Origin of the sequence: Gardnerella sp. DNF00571G (genome assembly GCF_049262695.1) — a bacterium.
In the GTDB taxonomy this organism is placed as follows: Bacteria; Actinomycetota; Actinomycetes; order Actinomycetales; family Bifidobacteriaceae; genus Bifidobacterium; species Bifidobacterium piotii.
Window position 1 is genome coordinate 1,475,534 of sequence record NZ_CP058396.1, and the last position, 20,347, is coordinate 1,495,880.

Here is a 20,347-nt window from a genome sequence, read left to right on the forward strand (position 1 = left end):
AGGCTCAATAAACGTTGCAAATCCGCCAAAAAGTTATCCACATTGCTGTTTTAGCGTATTTTTGTACAAGCGTATAAGCGTATTAACGCACAAGTTTTGGATTGGAAGCCATGTACCTTTCCAGAAGTTCGCCATAGATTGGCTTAGTGTGCAAAATATCGGATACAAGAAGCGCAATAAAAGCAGATGCAGCAACTGGAAGAGTGTGAATCATTGTTCCCGACATTTCTACAGTTAGCAAAATCGAAGTAAGCGGAGCTTTTACAGAAGCAGAAAGCGTGCCAGCCATAACACACACTGTAAAAATTGGCATTAGCTTTGCGTCAATGCCAAGAATCGGAATGCTTATTATTGCGCGAGAAGCAACGCCGCCTGCAAGAGCGCCGACAGCAAGAATTGGCATAAAAATTCCGCCAGGCGCTCCGCATCCAAAACTTGTAGAAGTAAATAGCATTTTTGCAACAAACAGAATGCACAAAAGCGCTATGCTTGCTTTTCCATATTCAGAGAGCTTAACAAGATTCGAGCCTCCGCCAAGAACGTCTGGCAAATATAAGCCAACAGGAATTGCGATTAAACATGCTACAGATACTGGAGCCCACTTTGGCAAATATTTATACAGCGTTTGTAATCCAAGTAAGGATCGATTCATTAAAGAGCCAATAAGTCCCGCAAAAATGCCAAGCGGAATCAGCCAAAAATGAAGTGCCATTGGTAAGTCTGGAATACGTCCAAAGTCTAAAACAGGCCTAAGTCCAAAGCATGTTTGAGACACAAAGTCCGCGCAAATAGATGCAGCAGCAGCTCCCATAAGAACAGTAGAAGACAATCCGTGTTGAACTTCTTCCATAGCAAACATAAGCCCAGAAAGTGGAGCGCTAAATGCTGCAGATAAGCCAGCTGCCGCTCCAGCAGTTACAACATAATGCTCTTGAGTATCGTTTTTATTGCCTTTTCTAAAGATACGAGACATCATTTGCGCGCCACAAGCTCCGATTTGAATCGAAGGGCCTTCGCGCCCAAGAGACAAGCCAAATAGCGAACCCAACAATCCGCCTACAAATCGAACAGGCAAAATAGTGTTCCAACACATTTTTAGACCGCGTTGAACGTATCCAACAACTTGTGGAATGCCGCTTCCAGACGCCATGCTTTCTTTGCGACTCATCCACCCAATAAAGAATCCAGCAACAATCGCAAAAGCTACGCACGGCACAATCCAAAGCATGTTTTGCAGCATTCGCGCATACATCCATCGCGCAAAATCGGTTCCGTACTCAATTCCAAGTCTGTAAGTTGCTACAAGCGCGCCAGAAACAAGGCCAACAACTACGCCTGCAAGAACCATCTTCCATCTAAGATGCTTAAGCGTTTTAAGAATGCGATCCGAAAAGTCGCGCAAAAAGTCGCGTATAAAACCGCCTACGTTCTTTAAAGTCACAATAAACCTATTCTTAAATCAAATCGCAAACAAATACACAAAGCATTTTAACATTTTAATAACACAATAAACGTTAATTAATAAAATACGTTAATTAATAAATAAAATACGTCAATTAATAAAATTAAAAACTAAGACTTTAGAAGTAAAAACATTACAAAACACGGTCCAGCGTATGCAATAAATGCGCATAAGAATGGCACTATTAGTTCGCTAACAAAAAGCCATAGTCCAAGCTTGATTTTCTTTAGCTTAAACAGGCTTACGACTTCTAAGATTGCGGTTGAAAACGTTGAAAATCCGCCTAAGAATCCCAAAGCGCAAGTGTAAACAATAGCTGAAGCAAAAGTTAAATTGTATATAATTGCAGAACTTAGGTATGTAACTAAGCCCATTATAAAAGATGCAAAAGCGTTGATTAGCAAAGTTGCGATTGGAAAATCGTGGCTATAAACTCGCCCGATTGCGTCAGATATTGCGCAACGGAGCATTGCGCCAAGTCCTGCAAAAACAAGAGGCAGCAAAAAAAGAACGTATGTGTAAAACATCATTTTGCGCCGCCTTTGTTATTAAAAGCAGAAAATTTATCTCCAATTAAGCTTCCAGCAAGAGCCGCTAAAATGCCAAAAATCATAGAAAACGCCATAATGGCAATTACTTTTACAATGTTCATTGCGGTAAATGCGGAATATGCGCCTTCAAAAGCAAAAGTAGACATTGTTGAAAGTCCGCCGCAAAATCCTGTGCAAAAACCGTATTTTATTAAGTCTTTGTTCTTGCTGCGCAATCTTTGTGCAACAATCGAACTCGCTAAAGCAAGAATAAAACATGCCAAAATGTTAGACAAAAGAGTTGCAAAAGTAAAGCGGCTAAAAAGCATAGAATATCCCGAGTCCCAATGCATGCCGTACGTAAAACCACCTATTTCACTACGCACAAAAGCGCCAAGCAATCCACCAATAAACACAACAAAATATGTTTTTGCACCAAGTGATTTATGCTGGCGCTTTTTAGGCAAGTCTGGGCGATTTTTTCTCGGAACACTCATATTTTTAGCCGCCTTAAATCGCATTAAATTACTATTTAATAGCCACTAATCAATCAGCGAATGAACGCTAATAATGTGATCGCGCTGAGGGCCAGTGCCAATTGCAGAAATGCGGCATCTGGAAAGCTCTTCCAAGCGCTTTACATAGCTTTGAGTGTTTGCAGGCAAGTCTTCAAACTTGTGCACTTTAGAAATATCCTCACTCCAGCCTGGAAGCATCTCGTAAACTGGCTTAGCGCTAGCAAACAAAGACTGATCTACTGGCATCTCGTTTACGCGCTCAACACTTCCGTCAGTTAAAGTTACATCGTAAGCTACGCAAACTGGAATCTCTTTTAAGCCAGTCAAAACATCTAGCTTTGTAAGAACAATATCAGTTAAGCCATTTACGCGAGTAGCATAACGGCTAACAACGGAATCAAACCATCCGCATCGGCGAGGGCGGCCAGTAGTTACGCCATATTCGTGACCTTGCTCGCGTAGCCAATCGCCGCTTTCGTCCAAAAGCTCCGTAGGGAATGGGCCTTCGCCAACGCGCGTAATATAAGCCTTAGCAACTCCGATTACGCGATTAATGCGAGTAGGACCAACGCCCGTACCCGTGCAAGCGCCTCCAGCTGTAGGATTAGAAGACGTTACAAATGGGTATGTTCCGTGGTCAACGTCTAGCATAGTTGCCTGGCCGCCTTCAAAAAGCACGGTTTTACCATTTTCCATTGCCTGGTTTAGCACAAGCGAAGTGTCGGCAACGTATGGCTTTAAGCGCTTTCCGAGTTCTACGAGCTGGCTTGTAACGGCATCAATATCAATTGGGTGCTGGTTGTAGAGCTTAACAAGCATTTGATTCTTTTGATGCAAGCTGGCTTCTACTTTATCTCGCAAATGATCCGCGTTAAACAAATCGTGTACGCGAATACCAACGCGATTAATCTTATCGGCATAAGTCGGGCCAATTCCGCGGCCAGTTGTGCCAATCTTATGTTTTCCAAGGAATCGCTCTGTAACTTTATCGATTACGCGATGATACGGCGTAATAACATGCGCTGACTCGCTAACAAGCAGCTTCGAGCAGTCAACGCCGCGTGATTCTAGCGCGTCAATCTCTTCAAAAAGAACCTCTGGGTCTACAACAACGCCGTTTCCAATAACAGGAGTTACGTTTGGGCTGATTATGCCGCTAGGAAGTAAGTGCAATGCGTAAGATTCGTTTCCTACAACAACAGTGTGGCCAGCATTATTGCCGCCATTAAAACGTGCAACAATATCTACCTTAGAACCAATTAAATCAGTTGCTTTACCTTTGCCTTCGTCACCCCATTGAGCGCCAATAAGCACAATTCCAGGCATGCTGAACCTCCATTTTTGAGCTAACGTTGCCCAAATAAACACAATTCCTACGTGTTAAGATTAGCGCAAAGCCAATACCGAATAATGCTAAATAATGCTGAATAATGCCAAATAATATTTGCGATTACACTATTTTAGAGCTTTTCCAGCAGAGCCTAGCTGCACGCAGGCTTCAACAACACGCTGAGCCATTGCTTTTTCTGCCTCTTTGCCCCAAGACCTTGGATCGTAGAGCTTTTTGGCACCAACTTCGCCGTCGATTTTAAGAACGGAATCGTAGTTATGGAACATGTGGTCGGCGATTGCGCGCGTAAAAGCGTATTGCGTATCTGTGTCAATATTCATTTTTACAACGCCATATTTTACAGCTTGCGCAATTTCTTCGGCTGTAGAGCCAGACCCGCCATGGAACACTAGCAAGAATGGTTTTGTTGGCACGCCAAACTTGCGATTACACAAATCAAGCTTGTATTTGTTGTATACAGCGCTTTGAATGTTGTCTAATAACTGCGGCCTAAGCTTAACAACGCCTGGCTTGTAAGCTCCATGCACGTTTCCAAACGTAAAAGCGGCCATGTATTTTGCGCGGTCCTCTAAACCTAATCGCTCAACAACGCGCATAGCATCTTGGGGAGTGGAGTACAGCTTTTCGTCAATATCTGCTCTGTGGCCGTCTTCTTCGCCGCCAACTGCGCCAATCTCAATCTCTAAAATCGTGCGTGCTTTTGCAGACTCTTCCAGTAATTCTTCTGCAATATCTAGATTGTGCTCAAGCTTAACTGTGGAACCATCCCACATATGCGACTGAAAAATCGGCTCTTTGCCGTTCGCAACTTGATCTGCTTCATAAGCTAAAAGTGGCCTAATCCAATCGTCTAAATAGGCTTCTGCACAATGATCTGTGTGCAATGCAACCGTAATGTTTGGGTATTGTGCAGCAACTTGATGCGCGAATTGCGCAAATGCGATTGATCCAACAACGCGATTATTTACGCACTGGCCAGAAAAATATGCGGATCCGCCAACAGACACTTGAATAATGCCGTCACTTTGAGCTTCGGCAAATCCTTGTAGTGCTGCGTTTAAGGTCTGTGTGCTAGTAACGTTAATCGCAGGGTAGGCGTATCCACCTTTGCTGGCTGCATCAAGCATTTGTGCGTAACGTTCAACGGTTGCAATAGTCATATTTTTATTATGACTCTAAGCGCGCATATTTTTATATTTTGCTATATTTTTTACTATTTTTGATTAAATTTGTATTTATTTTTGACTATTTTTGATTTCTTGATGGCGTTTTTTTGCCGCCGCTACTACAAAATGTAGATACTCTAGCGCGATTTCTTCTTTTAATCCAGATTCTTCAGCAATTTTTTTAAGTCGATTCGCCTGGCGATTTTCCCTAGACTTATCTTCTGTAGCAAGCTTTGCGCGAGCTTTTATTTCTCCGACTTTTTCCGTAACTTTAAAGCGCTCTGCTAGAAGCGAAACAATTGCATTGTCAATATTGTCAATCGACTGACGCAGCGCAAAAATCTCATTCATTGAATCGTTGCAATCGTTGCAATCACTATAATCGCTGCAATCGTTGCAATGTGATTCATCAAAATGTTCGCGCGCGTCAATCGACTCTTTAGAAAAGTTGAACATGCTATTTTTAGTCAAAATAAGTTTGCAAAACCATTGTTGTTTCTGTGCTAACTGGAACAACACGATGAATTGTGTTGATTAGTTCTTCTAGCTTGCTAGGAGTTGCAACGCGAACAACAAGCATAAAGCTTGGGCTTCCAGTAATCGAATAGCATGCTTCAATGCCGTCAATGTCTTTCAACTTGGTTGGAACGGAAGCTTCTTGCTCAAAATCAAGAGGCGTAACCGCCACAAATGCGCTTACTGGCAAGCCTCTGCGCTCGTAGTCAATCAAAGCGCGATATCCAGGTATTATTCCTTTGCGCTCGAGCTTTTGAACTCTGGATTGCACAGCGGAAACAGACAGTCCAGAAGCTTTAGCTAGCTTGGTTAATGTTGCACGGCCATCGTGCTCAAGAATATCTACAATAATTGCATCCGTAGAATCTATTGGAGCAACTGTGCTCGCGCTGGTTTCTAAGCCAGAAGGAATATTATTTTCAATCCTATGAGAGTTTCCCGTCATGCGATCTCCATCCTCATACAGCGCCACCAAAATCTTTGTTTTGCTTCTTCGACTTTAGCTGCGCCCCCTGCAGTCTCTTCAATCGTATCGTATTTTTTAATGAAAAAGAACAAAATTAGATAAAAAATCACGGTTTTTCACATTATTTAACACATGTTTACATATATAAACTTTTGACCATTCTATTTTTATGTATGTTTTTGTATGTTTTATGTATGAGATTATTAAAAATGCCTCCCGATTATTAAATCAAGAGGCATTTAATTTAGATTTTTATTTTATACGTAAATTTTACGCGTAAAGTTTATGCGATTGCGCCTGTTCCGCCATTTGTGGAATTGTTGGCTTGCTGAACAATAGCCGCAAGAAAATCGCGATTAGAAGCGGTCTTCTTTAAGCGCGGAACCAAAGTCTGATAAGCCTGTTCTGGCTCCAGTCCGCCAAACAATCGCCTCAATCGATAAATAATCGGCAACTCTTGAGCAGGAGTAATCAACTCTTCGCGGCGCGTGCCAGAAGAATTAATGTCTACAGCTGGGAACAGTCGCTTATCTGCCAAATCGCGGCTCAAACGAAGCTCCATGTTTCCAGTGCCCTTAAACTCTTCGAAAATAACTTCATCCATCTTTGAACCAGTTTCCACCAAAGCAGAAGAAATAATAGTCAAAGAGCCGCCATTTTCAATGTTTCGTGCTGCGCCAAAGAATTTCTTAGGAGGGTAAAGCGCTTGAGCATCTACGCCGCCAGAAAGAATGCGTCCAGAAGCAGGAGCAGCAATATTGTATGCGCGAGCAAGGCGAGTCATGGAATCAAGAAGAACAACAACATCTTGGCCAAGCTCTACAAGCCTCTTAGCGCGCTCAATCGCAAGCTCTGCAACAGTAGTGTGGTCTGATGCTGGGCGGTCAAATGTAGAAGAAATAACCTCACCCTGAACAGTGCGCTCCATGTCGGTAACTTCTTCTGGGCGTTCGTCTACAAGAACAACCATCAAATGTACTTCTGGATTGTTAACAGCAATCGCGTTAGCAATATTTTGCAAAGTGATTGTTTTACCAGCCTTAGGAGGCGAAACAATCAAACCACGCTGACCCTTTCCAATAGGCGCCACAAGATCAATGATTCTGCCAAGCATGCGATTTGGCGTAGTCTCTTGCTTTAAGCGTTCATTCGGATACAAAGGTGTGAGCTTAGCAAATTGTGGGCGATTTTGAGACTCTTCTACGCTCATGCCGTTAATGCTGTCAACACTTTGCAAAGGAACGAACTTTTGACGCTGATTCCTGCGATCTCCCTCGCGAGGAGCGCGAATAGAGCCTTGAACCGCATCTCCCTTGCGTAAGCCGTACTTTTTGATTTGGCTCATAGAAACATAAACGTCATTTGGACCAGGTAAATAGCCAGAAGTACGCACAAATGCGTAAGATTCAAGCACATCTACAATGCCAGCAACTGGAACAAGCTCTTCTTTTGACTCTTCGCGGCGTGGAGCTTGCTCGTGAATCTCGTGCTCTTCGCGAATCTCGGAGCGTTCCGCACGTTCAGTACGTTCCGCTTTAGAATCGTAGTCGTCTCTAGTGCGTCGCGTTCTGCGCTGGAATCTATCAGATCTTTCTGCTTTAGAAGTGTAATCATTTTCTTCGCTAGAGCGAGTAGACATACGCATTCTGCGCGATTCCGAGTTGCGGTTAGCGTTTGGAGCAGAAGACTTTTCGCTTGGCAAAGTGGCAAGAATCTGATCTAAATTAGCATCCACTTCGTCTGTTTTAGCAAAATTACTACCATTATTTTGTTCAGTGTTTACGCTTGCATTTGTACGAGCGTTATCTTCTCTCGTAACATTTGCAGAGCCTTCTTTGCGATATCGATGAGTCTGATTTTCGCGCGCAAAATTGCGATGACGCTCACCTCTATTTTCATCGCTTGAATCAGAAGAATCATTAAAATCGCGATTCGCGTCAATGCTCGAGCGGAGTTCAAAAGAAGATGAATTGTTTTGCGTTTCGTCGTCGCCTTGAGAAACACGATTTATTCGTAAAGTGCTTTTAGGAACATGAACGCTAACACCAGCTGGAGCATCCCCACCATTGCGCGCAGCAGTTAGCGTAGCAACCAAATCTGGCTTGCGCATTGTAGACGTACCGCGTAGACCCATTTGCTTCGCAAGATCCTTAAGCTCCGAAAGCTTCATATCATCAAGATTTTGGCTTGTTGCCACAGTTATGCCTTTCCCTAACTCCAAGATAGATTGCTTGGAGCTTTACGTGGAAGATTACGGAAAATCCGTTGTGAATATAACGACAAACACATATCAATGTATATTAGTCGCTGATAAATGTATGCTACTACACTCGTAAGACTCACAACACACGCGTGGCAGGGTATGCACTATATGCGCGATATACGCGAATACGCTACAAACGCTACTTCTTTTCGTGATACGATTTTTCGGTATTAACAGACCAAACGTTATCTTTAGACTTCTTACCACTATTGATGTTTTGAACAGCTTCAATAGCAGTTGCCATTGAGTGATCCTGGTTATTGTAGCGATGCTGGCCATTTCTACCAACACAATACAAGTTGCCAAAACCGTCTAAGTACTTAACAAGATCAGGCATTTGAGCGTAAGTGTCAAAGTAAGCAGGGTAGGCCTTTGGAACGCGTTCGCGATGAGCATCTAAAACGTCGTCTTCGCTGTCAATAACTTGCATGCGAATCAACTCGTCAATGGCGTTTTTGCGAGCTTCTTCGTCGCTCATATTCCAAAAATCGTCGCCTTCGCTGCAGAAGTATTCAAGGCCAATCCAAACAGTATTATCAACATCTTTAACAAGGTAAGGGCTCCAGTTGTTAAAGATTTGCAAGCGTCCAACCTTGTAGCCAGGGTCTTGAACGTAAATCCAGCAATCTGGCACAATAGGAGGGTTGCCAAGCGTTGGAATATCTGTAGTATTTCGCAAACGCATGCGCTTAACAAGCAAGCCAACAGTCACAAAATCGCGGTAAGGCAAGCCTGCTGCAACTTTTTGCAAGTCTTGTGGAACTTCTGCATTTGCATCGCCATTCGCGCCTTGCTCAATAGAAGCAACCAAATCTTTAATTGGCATAGACGAAATAAACTGATCTGCACGAAGCTCACTGCGCTCGCCATTTTGATTTTCAACAACAACACTGCAAATCTTGCCATCCGCTTGCTTTATGGCAACAACTTTAGATCCTGTTAAAACAGTAGCGCCATTTTCGCGGCAACGGCGTTCAACAGTCTCCCAAAGCTGACCTGGACCAAGCTTAGGGTACCAAAATTCCTCAATTAAAGAAGTCTCAACTTCTTTCTGACTTGCCTTATTCTTAGGCATAAGCTTAGAAATAGCGTTCTTCAAAACTTCAACAATGCTCAAACCTTTAACGCGCTGAGCACCCCAATCGGCAGAAATCTGGCTTGGATGCCTTCCCCAAAGCTTCTCGGTATAGCCCTCAAAGAACATGGAATACAGCTTTTTGCCAAAGCGATTAATGTAGAAGTTTTCGAGGTTTGTTTCTGGCAACTTGTGAATCATGGACCAAAGGTAGCTAAAACCAACCTTCATTGTTAGCGTAAAGCCCATAGATCGTAAGGTGGATGCCGAAAGAGAAATAGGGTAGTCGAAGAAATGATGATTCCAGAAGATTCTAGAAACACGATGACGCTTAAGCATAACTTCATCTTCGACTTCTGGGTCTGGGCCTCCAGCCTCTAAATCGTGATGCCTGCCAAGCTTCTTATCGTCGTAAGAAGGAGCGCCCTGAAGAGGCAGCATATCTCGCCACCATTGCATAATGCGATCGTCTTTAGAGAAGAATCGGTGTCCGCCAATATCCATGCGATTTCCGTTGTATTTTACGGTGCGAGAAATGCCACCAAACTCGCTGGTTGCCTCAAGAACAGTCACATCGTAGCGGCTAGAGCCGCCATCTTTTACAAGCTCCCAAGCTGCCGTCAACCCTGCCGGACCGCCACCAATAATCACTACAGATTGTTTCTGGGATTGTGTATCAGCCAATTTTCCTCCATAACTAAAAACCGCTTTATAAAGTCAAAAACGCAAAATTGCAAGCACGTATTTATACTGAAATCTAAATATAAGCTTTACTATTATACTCTTATCACGCGATAGATTCTGGAATATCAATATCTGTTTTTTGTACTTCTTCCACATTTACGTCTTTAAACGTAACAATACGAACGTTTTTTACAAATCGCGAAGGGCGGTAAACATCCCACACCCAAGCGTCTGTTAATTGCACGTCAAAGTACACGTCTTGACCTGCGGAGCGCACGTTAAAATCAACCTTATTTGCCAAGTAAAATCGGCGTTCTGTTTCTACAACGTACGTAAAAAGCTTAATAACGTCACGATATTCCTTGTATAACGCAAGTTCGGCGTCTGTTTCGTAATTGTCGAGGTCTTCGGCGCTCATTGCTTCCCTTCCGTTGGCGTGATTTGCGTATTTGATGTAGCTTTATTCGCTGCGTCGTCTTCTTGAGCACGCTTGCGGCCTCGTCCTATAATACGCCACCATGCGCGCTTAGAGGAATTATCCGTGTGCTTAACACTATGCTCGGCCTTATCGGCCGTTAACGACTTGCGCGAATCGCCATTTTTAACTGGGATTGCAATCGAATGTTCGTGCGCGCTTAAAGCTTCGCAAACGCCAGGATTATCTTCAATAACGTGTAGTCCAAAAGCGTCTAGCGAGCGAATCGCATCGTACTCGTCTACAAGAGTGTCCATTACTACAAAATCTTGATATTTTTGGCTTTGAGAATCCCACAAAGCGTCGCGAGATGTTCCAGTTTTCATAAAGCCAAGCGACTGATATACCGAAAGTGAGCGCGCGTTTGCTGCAGGAACACCAACCCAAATCCTGTGTAAAGCAAGCCCCACCTCGCTTGGCGCAAAACCGTAAGTCATAACTCTAGGCATTGCATCCCTAGAATACCCACGACCCCTATAGTCGCGTCCTAGAATCACCTGGATCCTAGCGGATTTAGACCAACCGTCAATGTCAATTAAAAATATCATTCCAATAATATTGCCATTAGCGTTTTCGGAGTCATCAATAAAATCTGGCACAATTGACCATGCGATTGTTGGGCGCGATTGAGCGTCGCCAGCGGCGGCATACTGATTAGATTTTTCCTCATTGATTCCAGCCGAAGACCATTGCACAGAACGATTTACCCACGCATGAACCATGGCGCGCTCTGATTGTGAATCTTTGCCTGTTATAACGGCCGCTCCATCAAAAGCGCGCAATGCGTCCATTTGCGCCAAATCTTCGATTGTTGCTGGCCTAAGACGTGCCATTTCACCGCGGATTGGCGGAATCGTAATATTTTCTGGCAGCTCGCGGTGGCTTGTAGAATCAGCATTGAATCCTTGCATATTCACCTTTTTCGTACAATCGACTTACGTGTTACAAAGCTTACAAAAAGCGTTACAAGAGCAGTAAAAACAGCGTTATAAAATCGCACTTTTTGCACCCTATACAATGCTATAAAACACAAAGTTAAAATGCAAAGCATAAAGCGCAAAAAGTGCAAAGTAAAAGCTAATCTAAACTAGCCTTTGATTTTTGCCATTACAATCTTAGTAACGGCCTTAGCGTCTGCTTGACCCTTAGTTGCACGCATAACGGCGCCAATAATTGCGCCCATCGGCTTCATATTTCCAGACTTAAGCTTTTCCGCAACCTCTGGGTCGGCTGCAAGAGCAGCGTCAACAGCGGCTTCCAAAGCGCCATCGTCGTTCATAACCTTAAATCCGTGCTTATTAACAACTTCATCAGGCTTGCCCTCGCCAGCCAAAACGCATGCAACAGTTTGCTTAGCGAGCTTATCGTTAAGCTTACCGTCTGCAATTAGCTTTTCAACTTGCGCCACATCTTGCGGAGTAATAGGCAATTCTTCCAAAGTTACGCCACGAGTGTTTGCTTCGCGAGCAAGCTCACCAAGCCACCACTTTTTAGCGCCAGCAGCACTTGCGCCAGCCTTAACGGTTTCTTCAACCAAATCAAGAGCATCCGCGTTAAGAATATCTCGCATTTCAAGATCGCTAATGCCCCATTCGCTTTGCAAACGGTTACGGCGCTCGCGAGGCATTTCTGGCATTTGTGCCTTCATGCGCTCAATATGCTCCTTAGTGATGTGAAGCATAACCAAATCTGGGTCTGGGAAGTAGCGATAATCGTCGGCGTCGGACTTTACTCGGCCGCCAGCAGTAGTCTGAGTTGCCTCATCCCAGTGACGAGTCTCCTGCAAAATCTCGCCGCCTTCGCTCAAAATAGCAGCCTGGCGACGAATTTCGTATTGAAGCGTCTTTTCGATTCCGCGGAATGTGTTCACATTCTTAGTTTCCGAGCGCGTACCGAATGGATCGGTTGGCTTTCTGCGGAGCGAAACGTTTACGTCTGCGCGCATATTGCCCTGCTCCATGCGAGCGTGGGAGATGTTAAGCGCGCGAACAATATCGCGAATAGCGCGCATGTATGCGCCTGCGATTTCTGGAGCGCGGCTACCCGCACCTTCGATTGGCTTAGTTACAATCTCGATTAAAGGAACGCCTGCGCGATTGTAATCAACCAAAGAATGATTTGCGCCTTCAATACGGCCGTCAGCGCCGCCAACGTGCGTATTCTTACCAGCATCATCCTCAATGTGAGCGCGCTCAATCGGAACGCGGAACACAGTGCCATCTTCCAGCTCAACATCCAAGTAGCCATTGCCATTAGTAGGCTTATCGTACTGGGAAATCTGGTAATCGCGAGGCATATCTGGGTAGAAGTAGTTCTTACGAGCGAACTGGCTCCACTTAGCAATTTCGCAATGCAGCGCCAAACCGAGCTTAATCGCGTAATCAACTGCAGTCTTGTTTACAACTGGCAAAGAGCCTGGCAAACCAAGGCTTACAGGAGTTAGCTGAGTATTTGGCTCGCCACCAAAAGATACTTCTGCTGGGCAAAACAGCTTTGTGCGCGTGCTAAGCTCAACGTGAGTTTCCAAGCCGAAAACTGGGTCAAACTGCTCCACAGCATCGGCGTATTTCATAAGTTTTTCAGCCATGAGAATCCTTCTTATTTAAGCTTTATTTCACTTTACTTAGCCAATGAATCGAGCCAACCAGCTTTAAGCGACTTCCAGATTGGGCCGCTCCACTTTTCTTCGAGCGCTGCTTCCAACGCTGCTGCAGGCTTGTACATCTTTTCATCATGGCATTGCGGAGCAATAATCTGAATGCCAACAGGCAAGCCATCATCGCTCAAGCCAGCTGGGAGGCTCAAAGCTGGAACGCCAGCCATGTTTGCAGGAATCGTAGCAATATCGTTCATGTACATGGAAAGTGGATCGTTCATCTTCTCGCCAAACTTGAATGCCGTTGTAGGGCTTGTTGGGGAGACTAGAACATCTACCTTATTAAACGCTTCTTCAAAGTCGCGAATAATAAGCGTACGAACTTTTTGTGCAGAGCCATACCAAGCGTCGTAGTAGCCAGCGGAAAGTGCGTAAGTTCCGAGAATAATACGGCGCTTTACTTCGTCGCCAAAGCCAGCTTCGCGAGTTGCAGCCATCATGTTTGCAGCAGTTTGAGGCTTATCTGCTGGTGGCATTACGCGCAAACCGTAGCGCATTCCGTCGTAGCGAGCCAAGTTGGAGCTAACTTCGGAAGGCATGATTATGTAGTATGCAGATAGCGAGTAAGGGAAGTGAGGGCAGGAGACTTCTGTTACTTCTGCGCCCATATCTTTAAGCAATTGCACAGCCTCATTAAAGCGTGCTTCAACGCCTGGCTGGAAGCCTTCGCCGCTAAGCTCTTTAACAAGACCAACCTTTACGCCCTTCAAATCGCGGCGAGCGCCCTCGCGCGCAGCCTGAGCCATTGGAGGAACAGGAGCTGGAATCGAAGTGGAATCGCGCTTATCGTTGCCGCCAATAATCTCTTGCAAAAGTGCAGAGTCAAGAACGGTACGAGAAACAGGGCCAATCTGGTCTAGAGAGCTTGCCATGGCGATTGCGCCAAAACGGCTAACTCCGCCGTAAGTTGGCTTTGCGCCGACTGTACCAGTTAAAGCGCCTGGCTGACGAATGGAACCACCAGTATCTGTACCCAAAGCAATAGGGGCTTCGAATGCAGCAACAGCAGCTGCAGAACCGCCGCCAGAACCACCAGGAACGCGCTCAGTATCCCAAGGATTGCAAGTAGTTTGGTAAGCGGAATGCTCGGTAGAAGAACCTTGAGCAAACTCATCCAAATTAGTCTTGCCAAGAATTGGCATGCCAGCTGCCTTGAGCTTTTCAATAACAGTAGCGTCGTAAGGTGGAACCCAGCCTTCAAGAATCTTAGAGGCTGCAGTAGTAGGAATGCCCTTAGTAACAATCATGTCTTTAATGGCAATTGGAACGCCTGCAAGCTCAGGTAAGCCTTCAGCTTCGCCATTAGCATTCTTTTTATCAAAGGCATCTGCTTGTTCAAGTGCAACATCTGCAGAAACATGCAAGAATGCTTTGATTTCTGGCTCAGCTGCTTCGATTACTGCCAAGTGAGCTTCAACAAGCTCGCGGCTAGAAACTTCTTTAGCTTTTACAGCTTTTGCCATATCGGCAGCAGAAAGCTTTACTAAATCTTGAGTATTAGTCATGTTTATTCCTCCCCCAAAATTCGAGGTGCTACAAACATGCCAGACTCACTTCTAGGAGCGCCAGAAAGCGCTTCTTCTTGAGTCAATGGCGTAGCAGGCTCGTCTGGGCGCAAATACGCTTCAAGAGGTACTGGATTTGCAGTAGGTGGCACATCTTCGCCAGCAACTTCCTGCACTTTGTTAATAGATTCTGCAATGACGTTTAATTCGCCTTGCAAGCGACTGATTTCTTCGTCGCTAAGCGCAATCTGGGATAGAACGCCCAGATGCTCAATTTCTTCGCGTGTGAATGTTGGCATAACCTCAACTATATGTGTGATGCGTGACCTTTGCTATAGCAAAAATTATGCAAAAAGGGCTTTATCTTGTAGTCAGTTACGAGATAAAGCCCTTATTATTTTTGCAAAATATTATTTGCAGAATATTTTAATATTTTAGATATCGCGATGCTTTTCAATTACGTAACCAATTGCGTACATAACTACACCCCAAGCAAGAACCACTAAACCGGACTGCCACCATGTGAAAACATATGCGTTTGGTGGAAGTTGCAGCCCAGAATTAGCGGAGGCTCCTAAGAATTGGCTTACAGCACTGCCTGGCAAAATCTGAATAAGTATTGAAGTCCACTTCGCAAAATTGCTTGCAAGCATAATAATGCTAACAATGGTCTGCAGAATCACCACGGCTCCAATAACGCACATAATTCCGCCAGCAGTTGACTTGCAAATCATGCCAAAACCGTAGGCCATTGCTGACACAACAACCATAATTGCAGGAGAGCCAAGGAACAGAGTAAGCGGCAATTTCCACACGTTGCTTCCCGATAATCCGGAAATGTTATCTCCCATAAAAGCTAATTCTGCAGCAGCTAAAGAAACTGCCATTGCAATAAGTTGGGCTACAAAAACATAGATTGCAACCGCAATAAACTTAGCCGTAAAGAACATACCCCTTTTAGGTACAGCAGTAAGAGAAGCCTGAATCGAAGTTGTAGAATGCTCCGCGGTTACAGCAAGCACTGCAAAAATTGCCAAAACAATCAAAGATACAGAAGCAAAGCTAATAACTAAGTGGAAAATGCTATCTTGAGATGCAATAAGGCTACTTTTATTGCTCGGCCCAACAGTAATTGCAGCGCTTGATTTGCCTTGATTTGCTCCATTCTTAATGTCAACTTTAGACATTGCTTTTTGCACAATCGCTATAATAAAGCTAAAGATTACTGGCAAAACAATTGTTAATGCCATGCACCACCATGTTGACGCAAGTCCGCGCAACTTAACAATCTCGGATTTAAGAACATGTATAAATGTAAGACGCAAGTGCTGAGCGTTCATGCTGCGACCTGTTTTATACGCGTTAGACTGATGTGCGTTAGATTCAGAAGATTGCACTTGTTGATTTGCTACTTGCTCACTCATTTTGCACTCTCCTCACTATTAGATTGCTCTACGTTTTGTTCACTCGGCTTCGAGCCGCTGCTAGGAACAGCCTTCGTTACATACTGCTCTTGACCGTGTGTAAGAGCCAAATATGCTTCCTCAAGTGACGCGTGCTCGTAATTAAGCTGATATACCAAAATTTGATTATCCGCAATTGCTCGCGCAATCTGGCTTAGTTCGCAATCTGTTATTCTAAAAAGTTCGCCTTCTTGAACGTCTTGAGGTGTGCGATTATCTGGCAAAATCTTGCACTCAGGATGATTTTGAGCAAGCACTTGCTTTAATTTTTCGCCTTCTGGAGTTACAAGTCGCACAGCGTGCTGCGAATGTGCATCAACAAAATCCTGCACTGTTGTGCGCTTCAAAATCTCGCCATGCGCAATAATCACAAGGTTATCTGCAGTAAGCGCAACTTCGCTCATTAAGTGCGAGCTAAGTAGTATTGCGCGGCCTTCGCTTGCGTAATACTTGCATAATTCACGAACCCACTTAACGCCTTCTGGATCTAAGCCGTTAATTGGCTCGTCCAAAATAAGATTGTGTGGATCTGCTAAAAGAGCCGCCGCAATGGAAAGACGCTGGCTCATACCAAGCGAGAAAGATCCTGCTTTGCGGGTTTTAACACTTGATAATCCAGTAATATCAATCACTTCGTCAACGCGCTTTTTTGATATTCCGTGAGTTAAAGCCAATGAATACAGGTGGTTGTAAGCCGTACGGCCCCTGTGAGCAGACTTTGCGTCAAGAACTGCTCCAACTTCCGTCATTGGAGAGGCAATTTTTGCGTAAGGTTTGCCGTCAATAAGAGAAGTGCCACTATTGGCATGAATAAGATTTAACGCACAACGCATGGTGGTAGATTTACCAGCGCCGTTAGGGCCCAAAAAGCCAGTGACTTTACCGTCTTCGGCGACGAAAGAAACGTCGTTAAGCGCTGTTTTTTCGCCAAAACGCTTTGTAATATGTTGAAATTCTAACATAAATTAACAATATCACAAATAAAAAAAAATACACCTAAAATGTAAGTGTTTATGAGTACATGCTATTGCGTTTTGATTAATATTTGTTGAGATTTTGCTGTTGAGATTTTAATTAACCTCTTATTAAGATTCAGCAATTTGGTGCTGCATGTTGCGCAATCCACGCGTGCATGGAAACAGCTGCGGCTGCTCCTGCGTTTAGTGAACGAACAGAGCCAAATTGCGAAATGTAAACAACGTCATCCGCCATTTCTAGCGCTTTTTTAGAAAGACCTGGACCTTCTGCGCCAAAAAGCATAAGGCAACGTTTAGGGAACTTGTAGTTTTCCATAGCAACAGCTCCTGGAATAATATCGAGCGCTATAACGCGCGCGTTTTTAGCGTCTTGTTCCTTGATATTTGCGATTTTTTCGGCTTCTTTATTGCCTTCTGCTTGCGCTTTAAGCAAAAGTTGATGTGCTTCTTCTGCTTCTTTAAGCATATTTTCGCGCCAATTAGTTACTAGAGTTTCAATAGTTGGGCAGCATTCAACGTATTGATAAAGCTCAGTCATTAACGAGCCTTTACGATTCCATTTATGAGGCCCTACAATATACACTTTTTTCGCTGTAAATGCGTTTGCAGTGCGAACCATAGAGCCTATGTTGAAATCGTGAGTCCAATTTTCTACAGCTACTTCAAACTCGTGACGGCCTTTAGAATCGAGATCCGCTTTTATAGCTTCTACTTTCCAGTATCGGTAGCGGTCTAGTACGTTACGCTGGTCGCCTTCGTCTAGTAATTCAGCGCTAAACCGCGCATCGTAATTTGGCGATTCTGGATTATCTGGACGAGGCTCACCTGGGTGTTCTTCTTCCCACGGGCCAACTCCTATAGGTCGGAATTCTGGCTCATCGGAAGCTTTTGCAGCCAAAGTAATTGGATTCGGTTCGTGCATGTGTGAGTTTTGCTCCGTTTAATACCTTTGCTTAGTATTGGCAGCTAGTCTTTGCAGCTAGTCTTGGCAGCCGTCAGTTGCGCAATCGCCTGTGCAACCTGACTTGCAGTGGCCTCCGCAGCAGTTGTCTTCGCAGCATGGCTCAGTGCAACCGTCATGAGCACAATCACCAGTGCACTCTACCTTGCAATGGCCACCGCAGCAATTATCTTCGCAGCAAGGCTCAGTGCAACCATCGTTAGCACAATCTCCCGTGCATTTAACCTCGCAATGACCGCCACAGCAGTTGTCGTTGCAGCAATCTTCGTGATCTGCATCTGCACGTAATTCTTCTTCACCGAAAGCTTGAACAAATGCCATTTTAGTACTCTCCTCACTTATTGGATTTACTAATTGAAGATGCCTTGTGCCTTCTTCGTCGGCGTCAACACCACCAATTAATGCAACTATAGCAAGAATTTGCGCGCCTTGCTGATTAACAATGCCAAAATCAAGACTTAATTCATTTCCGTGTCGTAAAGTTACAAGCGAAGAAGTTTGAACATACGATTTTTCAGAAAGCCAAGAATCAAGCAACAGCACTCGCTTGCCTTTAACTGACGGACCTTTTGTTGCAGGAAAAACAAAATCCATAACAAAGCCGTCGAGCGCAATTCCTTTACGTTCTGCAGCATGAATAAGTGCAAAAACCATTGGAACTGCAGCAGCAGTTAACGCACCAACAGCGTCAACATCGCGCTCTAACGAATACCCAGCTTTCTCAATTGCGTCAAAAAGAACATCACCAACTAGCTTAGAGCCGCGCTGAGCAAATGTAACAGAAAACAGTTCGCTAAATGGTTTTGCACTCATGTCTGCACAAAGCATGCGTTTAAGTTCCGCGCGTTCCTCTTGTAATTCTGTCATTTTTGCACTCCTTAGCGTTTAGAGTTCTTCAATTTTTTATGCTTTAATGTTTTTACGCTTAATGATCTTCTACTGATACTTCTGGAGCGCTCAGCTCTTTAACATCAGCTTTATCGGAATCTATAAGATCTATTGAAGCAATAACTTTACTTTGGTCTAACTTCTGAAGTTTACGCGCTGTTACCAACACTCTAGACTCAAGTGAGGAAGCAAACTTATTGTAAGCTGCGACTGTTCTTGTCAAAGATACGCCAAGTTTTGAAGCATTTTCTCCAAGAACCGCAAAGCGATCGTACAATTCTCGAGATAGATCGAAAAGTTCTTTTGCGTCATCTGTAAGACTTTGCTGCTGCCATGCGTATGCAACAGACTTAAGCACAGCCCACAAAGTAACTGGGGAAGTGAGGGCTACTTTTTGCGCAAAAGCATCATCCATAAGTGTTGGATCCGCCTCAAGGGCCGCCTGAAGCAATGCTTCGTTTGGAATAAATGCAACTACAAAGTCTGGTGCTGTTTCAAAAGCCTGCCAATATGCTTTAGCTCCTAATGCTCTAACGTGCTCTCGCAAAGCCTTAGCGTGCGCTTTTAGAAGCTCACTTCTTCTAGCTAATTCTTCGTCGCTTGCGTTATCTGGGATTTCGCAAGCGCGCTGATAATCCGCATATGGAACTTTTGCATCAACTGGAATTGTTTTGCCTCCTGGCAGATGCACAACCATATCTGGCCTCTGCTGTTCGCCATTTACTCCCGTTACAACAACTTGCGTATCAAAATCAACATGCTCAAGCAAACCTGCAGATTCCACAATATTCTTTAGTTGAGCCTCGCCCCAAGCTCCGCGAACCTTATTATTTCGCAATGCTGCAGAAAGCGAACTTGTTTCGCGGTCAAGCCTTGCTTGCTGATCGCTTAAGCCTTTAAGCTGAATGTTCAGCGCACCCATTTCTTGCTTACGCCCTTCTTCAATCTGCGAAACTTTATTCTTCAAAGCTTCGAGATTGTCTTTTACTGGAGCAAGCGCTTCCAAGACTTTGCCTTGCTCTTTCAAAGTTTTCTCACGATTTAACCGTTCGCGTTCTTCTCGCTCTGTGCGCAATTGCTCTTCGCGATTTACTCGCAATTGCTCTGCTTGCTGCGCTTTTAACAACTCAGACTCAACAAATTTCAATCGCTCAGCAAGCTGCTCTGCTTGCGTGCGATATCGTATGGCCTGATTGCCATTTTCTTGCGCTTGAGCGCGCGCTTGTTCATACTGCGAGCGCAATTCGTTAAATTCGCGTTGGCTTACGCCATTAGCGCCTTGCGTTCCATAGTTGCGCTTAACAATAGCCAGCACAACAATGGCGGTTATTACAACAGCAACCACCATTAAAACAAACATCACAATATTATCGAACATACGTTCTATTAAA

The 20,347-nt window shown here is 44.4% G+C and carries 19 protein-coding genes; all 19 read right to left on the reverse strand.

Going from position 1 to position 20,347, the window contains the following annotated elements:
* Positions 1 to 82: 82 nt before the first annotated feature.
* The 19 genes from HXT30_RS05815 to rmuC all read right to left on the reverse strand — a co-directional run bounded on the left by HXT30_RS05815 (position 83) and on the right by rmuC (position 20,334).
* On the reverse strand, positions 83 to 1,441 hold the full coding sequence (locus HXT30_RS05815) for a ClC family H(+)/Cl(-) exchange transporter (RefSeq protein ID WP_422111529.1): 1,359 nt from the start codon (positions 1,439 to 1,441) through the stop codon (positions 83 to 85).
* Positions 1,442 to 1,572: 131 nt separating this feature from the next.
* Positions 1,573 to 1,992 (reverse strand): fluoride efflux transporter FluC, encoded by a 420-nt coding sequence (locus HXT30_RS05820; RefSeq protein ID WP_422111530.1) that lies wholly within the window; start codon positions 1,990 to 1,992, stop codon positions 1,573 to 1,575.
* Positions 1,989 to 2,489, reverse strand: a complete 501-nt coding sequence (locus tag HXT30_RS05825; protein WP_422111531.1) for a fluoride efflux transporter FluC — start codon at positions 2,487 to 2,489, stop codon at positions 1,989 to 1,991. Before HXT30_RS05825 ends, HXT30_RS05820 begins: the two co-directional genes overlap by 4 nt.
* A 45-nt stretch (positions 2,490 to 2,534) precedes the next feature.
* Positions 2,535 to 3,836 (reverse strand): adenylosuccinate synthase, encoded by a 1,302-nt coding sequence (locus tag HXT30_RS05830; RefSeq protein ID WP_032817209.1) that lies wholly within the window; start codon positions 3,834 to 3,836, stop codon positions 2,535 to 2,537.
* 129 nt (positions 3,837 to 3,965) lie between these two features.
* Positions 3,966 to 5,021, reverse strand: coding sequence for a class II fructose-bisphosphate aldolase (fbaA, locus tag HXT30_RS05835; RefSeq protein ID WP_016636068.1), 1,056 nt, complete (start codon positions 5,019 to 5,021; stop codon positions 3,966 to 3,968).
* Between the two features lie 75 nt (positions 5,022 to 5,096).
* Positions 5,097 to 5,483 carry a chorismate mutase gene (locus tag HXT30_RS05840; protein WP_422111852.1) on the reverse strand — a complete coding sequence of 129 codons (387 nt, stop codon included), beginning with the start codon at positions 5,481 to 5,483 and terminating at the stop codon, positions 5,097 to 5,099.
* 7 nt (positions 5,484 to 5,490) lie between these two features.
* Entirely contained in the window at positions 5,491 to 5,988 is a 498-nt protein-coding gene (locus HXT30_RS05845; protein WP_422111532.1) for an Lrp/AsnC family transcriptional regulator, read from the reverse strand.
* Positions 5,989 to 6,292: 304 nt separating this feature from the next.
* On the reverse strand, positions 6,293 to 8,206 hold the full coding sequence (rho, locus tag HXT30_RS05850) for a transcription termination factor Rho (RefSeq protein WP_032817205.1): 1,914 nt from the start codon (positions 8,204 to 8,206) through the stop codon (positions 6,293 to 6,295).
* 205 nt (positions 8,207 to 8,411) lie between these two features.
* A complete protein-coding gene (locus HXT30_RS05855) occupies positions 8,412 to 10,031 on the reverse strand; it encodes an NAD(P)/FAD-dependent oxidoreductase (protein WP_016636065.1) in 1,620 nt (539 codons plus the stop codon).
* 103 nt (positions 10,032 to 10,134) lie between these two features.
* Positions 10,135 to 10,449, reverse strand: coding sequence for a DUF2469 domain-containing protein (locus tag HXT30_RS05860; RefSeq protein WP_004105898.1), 315 nt, complete (start codon positions 10,447 to 10,449; stop codon positions 10,135 to 10,137).
* Positions 10,446 to 11,417, reverse strand: coding sequence for a GNAT family N-acetyltransferase (locus HXT30_RS05865; RefSeq protein WP_422111533.1), 972 nt, complete (start codon positions 11,415 to 11,417; stop codon positions 10,446 to 10,448). The genes HXT30_RS05860 and HXT30_RS05865 overlap by 4 nt, the downstream gene beginning before the upstream one ends.
* Before the next feature lie 176 nt (positions 11,418 to 11,593).
* A complete protein-coding gene (gatB, locus tag HXT30_RS05870) occupies positions 11,594 to 13,093 on the reverse strand; it encodes an Asp-tRNA(Asn)/Glu-tRNA(Gln) amidotransferase subunit GatB (protein WP_422111534.1) in 1,500 nt (499 codons plus the stop codon).
* Between the two features lie 32 nt (positions 13,094 to 13,125).
* Entirely contained in the window at positions 13,126 to 14,667 is a 1,542-nt protein-coding gene (gatA, locus tag HXT30_RS05875; RefSeq protein WP_016636107.1) for an Asp-tRNA(Asn)/Glu-tRNA(Gln) amidotransferase subunit GatA, read from the reverse strand.
* Between the two features lie 2 nt (positions 14,668 to 14,669).
* Positions 14,670 to 14,966, reverse strand: coding sequence for an Asp-tRNA(Asn)/Glu-tRNA(Gln) amidotransferase subunit GatC (gene gatC, locus HXT30_RS05880; RefSeq protein ID WP_004114131.1), 297 nt, complete (start codon positions 14,964 to 14,966; stop codon positions 14,670 to 14,672).
* 135 nt (positions 14,967 to 15,101) lie between these two features.
* Positions 15,102 to 16,091, reverse strand: a complete 990-nt coding sequence (locus HXT30_RS05885) for an ABC transporter permease subunit (protein ID WP_016636108.1) — start codon at positions 16,089 to 16,091, stop codon at positions 15,102 to 15,104.
* The gene (locus HXT30_RS05890) at positions 16,088 to 17,092 is read right to left on the reverse strand and encodes an ATP-binding cassette domain-containing protein (RefSeq protein ID WP_016636109.1); all 1,005 of its coding nucleotides are present in this window, start codon (positions 17,090 to 17,092) and stop codon (positions 16,088 to 16,090) included. Before HXT30_RS05890 ends, HXT30_RS05885 begins: the two co-directional genes overlap by 4 nt.
* 130 nt (positions 17,093 to 17,222) lie before the next feature.
* A complete protein-coding gene (locus HXT30_RS05895; protein ID WP_016636110.1) occupies positions 17,223 to 18,029 on the reverse strand; it encodes a TrmH family RNA methyltransferase in 807 nt (268 codons plus the stop codon).
* Positions 18,030 to 18,086: 57 nt separating this feature from the next.
* A complete protein-coding gene (locus HXT30_RS05900; RefSeq protein WP_016636111.1) occupies positions 18,087 to 18,935 on the reverse strand; it encodes a hypothetical protein in 849 nt (282 codons plus the stop codon).
* 58 nt (positions 18,936 to 18,993) lie between these two features.
* On the reverse strand, positions 18,994 to 20,334 hold the full coding sequence (rmuC, locus tag HXT30_RS05905; protein WP_016636112.1) for a DNA recombination protein RmuC: 1,341 nt from the start codon (positions 20,332 to 20,334) through the stop codon (positions 18,994 to 18,996).
* Between the last annotated feature and the right edge of the window lie 13 nt (positions 20,335 to 20,347).

Bases quoted from the DNA above. Each gene is read 5' to 3' on its own strand.
- HXT30_RS05900 (WP_016636111.1), bottom strand. From the start codon at position 18,935: ATGACAGAATTACAAGAGGAACGCGCGGAACTTAAACGCATGCTTTGT.
- gatB (WP_422111534.1), bottom strand. From the start codon at position 13,093: ATGGCTGAAAAACTTATGAAATACGCCGATGCTGTGGAGCAGTTTGAC.
- HXT30_RS05820 (WP_422111530.1), bottom strand. From the start codon at position 1,992: ATGATGTTTTACACATACGTTCTTTTTTTGCTGCCTCTTGTTTTTGCA.
- fbaA (WP_016636068.1), bottom strand. From the start codon at position 5,021: ATGACTATTGCAACCGTTGAACGTTACGCACAAATGCTTGATGCAGCC.
- HXT30_RS05840 (WP_422111852.1), bottom strand. From the start codon at position 5,483: ATGTTCAACTTTTCTAAAGAGTCGATTGACGCGCGCGAACATTTTGAT.
- gatA (WP_016636107.1), bottom strand. From the start codon at position 14,667: ATGACTAATACTCAAGATTTAGTAAAGCTTTCTGCTGCCGATATGGCA.
- rmuC (WP_016636112.1), bottom strand. From the start codon at position 20,334: ATGTTCGATAATATTGTGATGTTTGTTTTAATGGTGGTTGCTGTTGTA.
- HXT30_RS05830 (WP_032817209.1), bottom strand. From the start codon at position 3,836: ATGCCTGGAATTGTGCTTATTGGCGCTCAATGGGGTGACGAAGGCAAA.
- HXT30_RS05845 (WP_422111532.1), bottom strand. From the start codon at position 5,988: ATGACGGGAAACTCTCATAGGATTGAAAATAATATTCCTTCTGGCTTA.
- HXT30_RS05825 (WP_422111531.1), bottom strand. From the start codon at position 2,489: ATGAGTGTTCCGAGAAAAAATCGCCCAGACTTGCCTAAAAAGCGCCAG.
- HXT30_RS05885 (WP_016636108.1), bottom strand. From the start codon at position 16,091: ATGAGTGAGCAAGTAGCAAATCAACAAGTGCAATCTTCTGAATCTAAC.
- HXT30_RS05890 (WP_016636109.1), bottom strand. From the start codon at position 17,092: ATGTTAGAATTTCAACATATTACAAAGCGTTTTGGCGAAAAAACAGCG.
- HXT30_RS05865 (WP_422111533.1), bottom strand. From the start codon at position 11,417: ATGCAAGGATTCAATGCTGATTCTACAAGCCACCGCGAGCTGCCAGAA.
- HXT30_RS05895 (WP_016636110.1), bottom strand. From the start codon at position 18,029: ATGCACGAACCGAATCCAATTACTTTGGCTGCAAAAGCTTCCGATGAG.
- gatC (WP_004114131.1), bottom strand. From the start codon at position 14,966: ATGCCAACATTCACACGCGAAGAAATTGAGCATCTGGGCGTTCTATCC.
- HXT30_RS05860 (WP_004105898.1), bottom strand. From the start codon at position 10,449: ATGAGCGCCGAAGACCTCGACAATTACGAAACAGACGCCGAACTTGCG.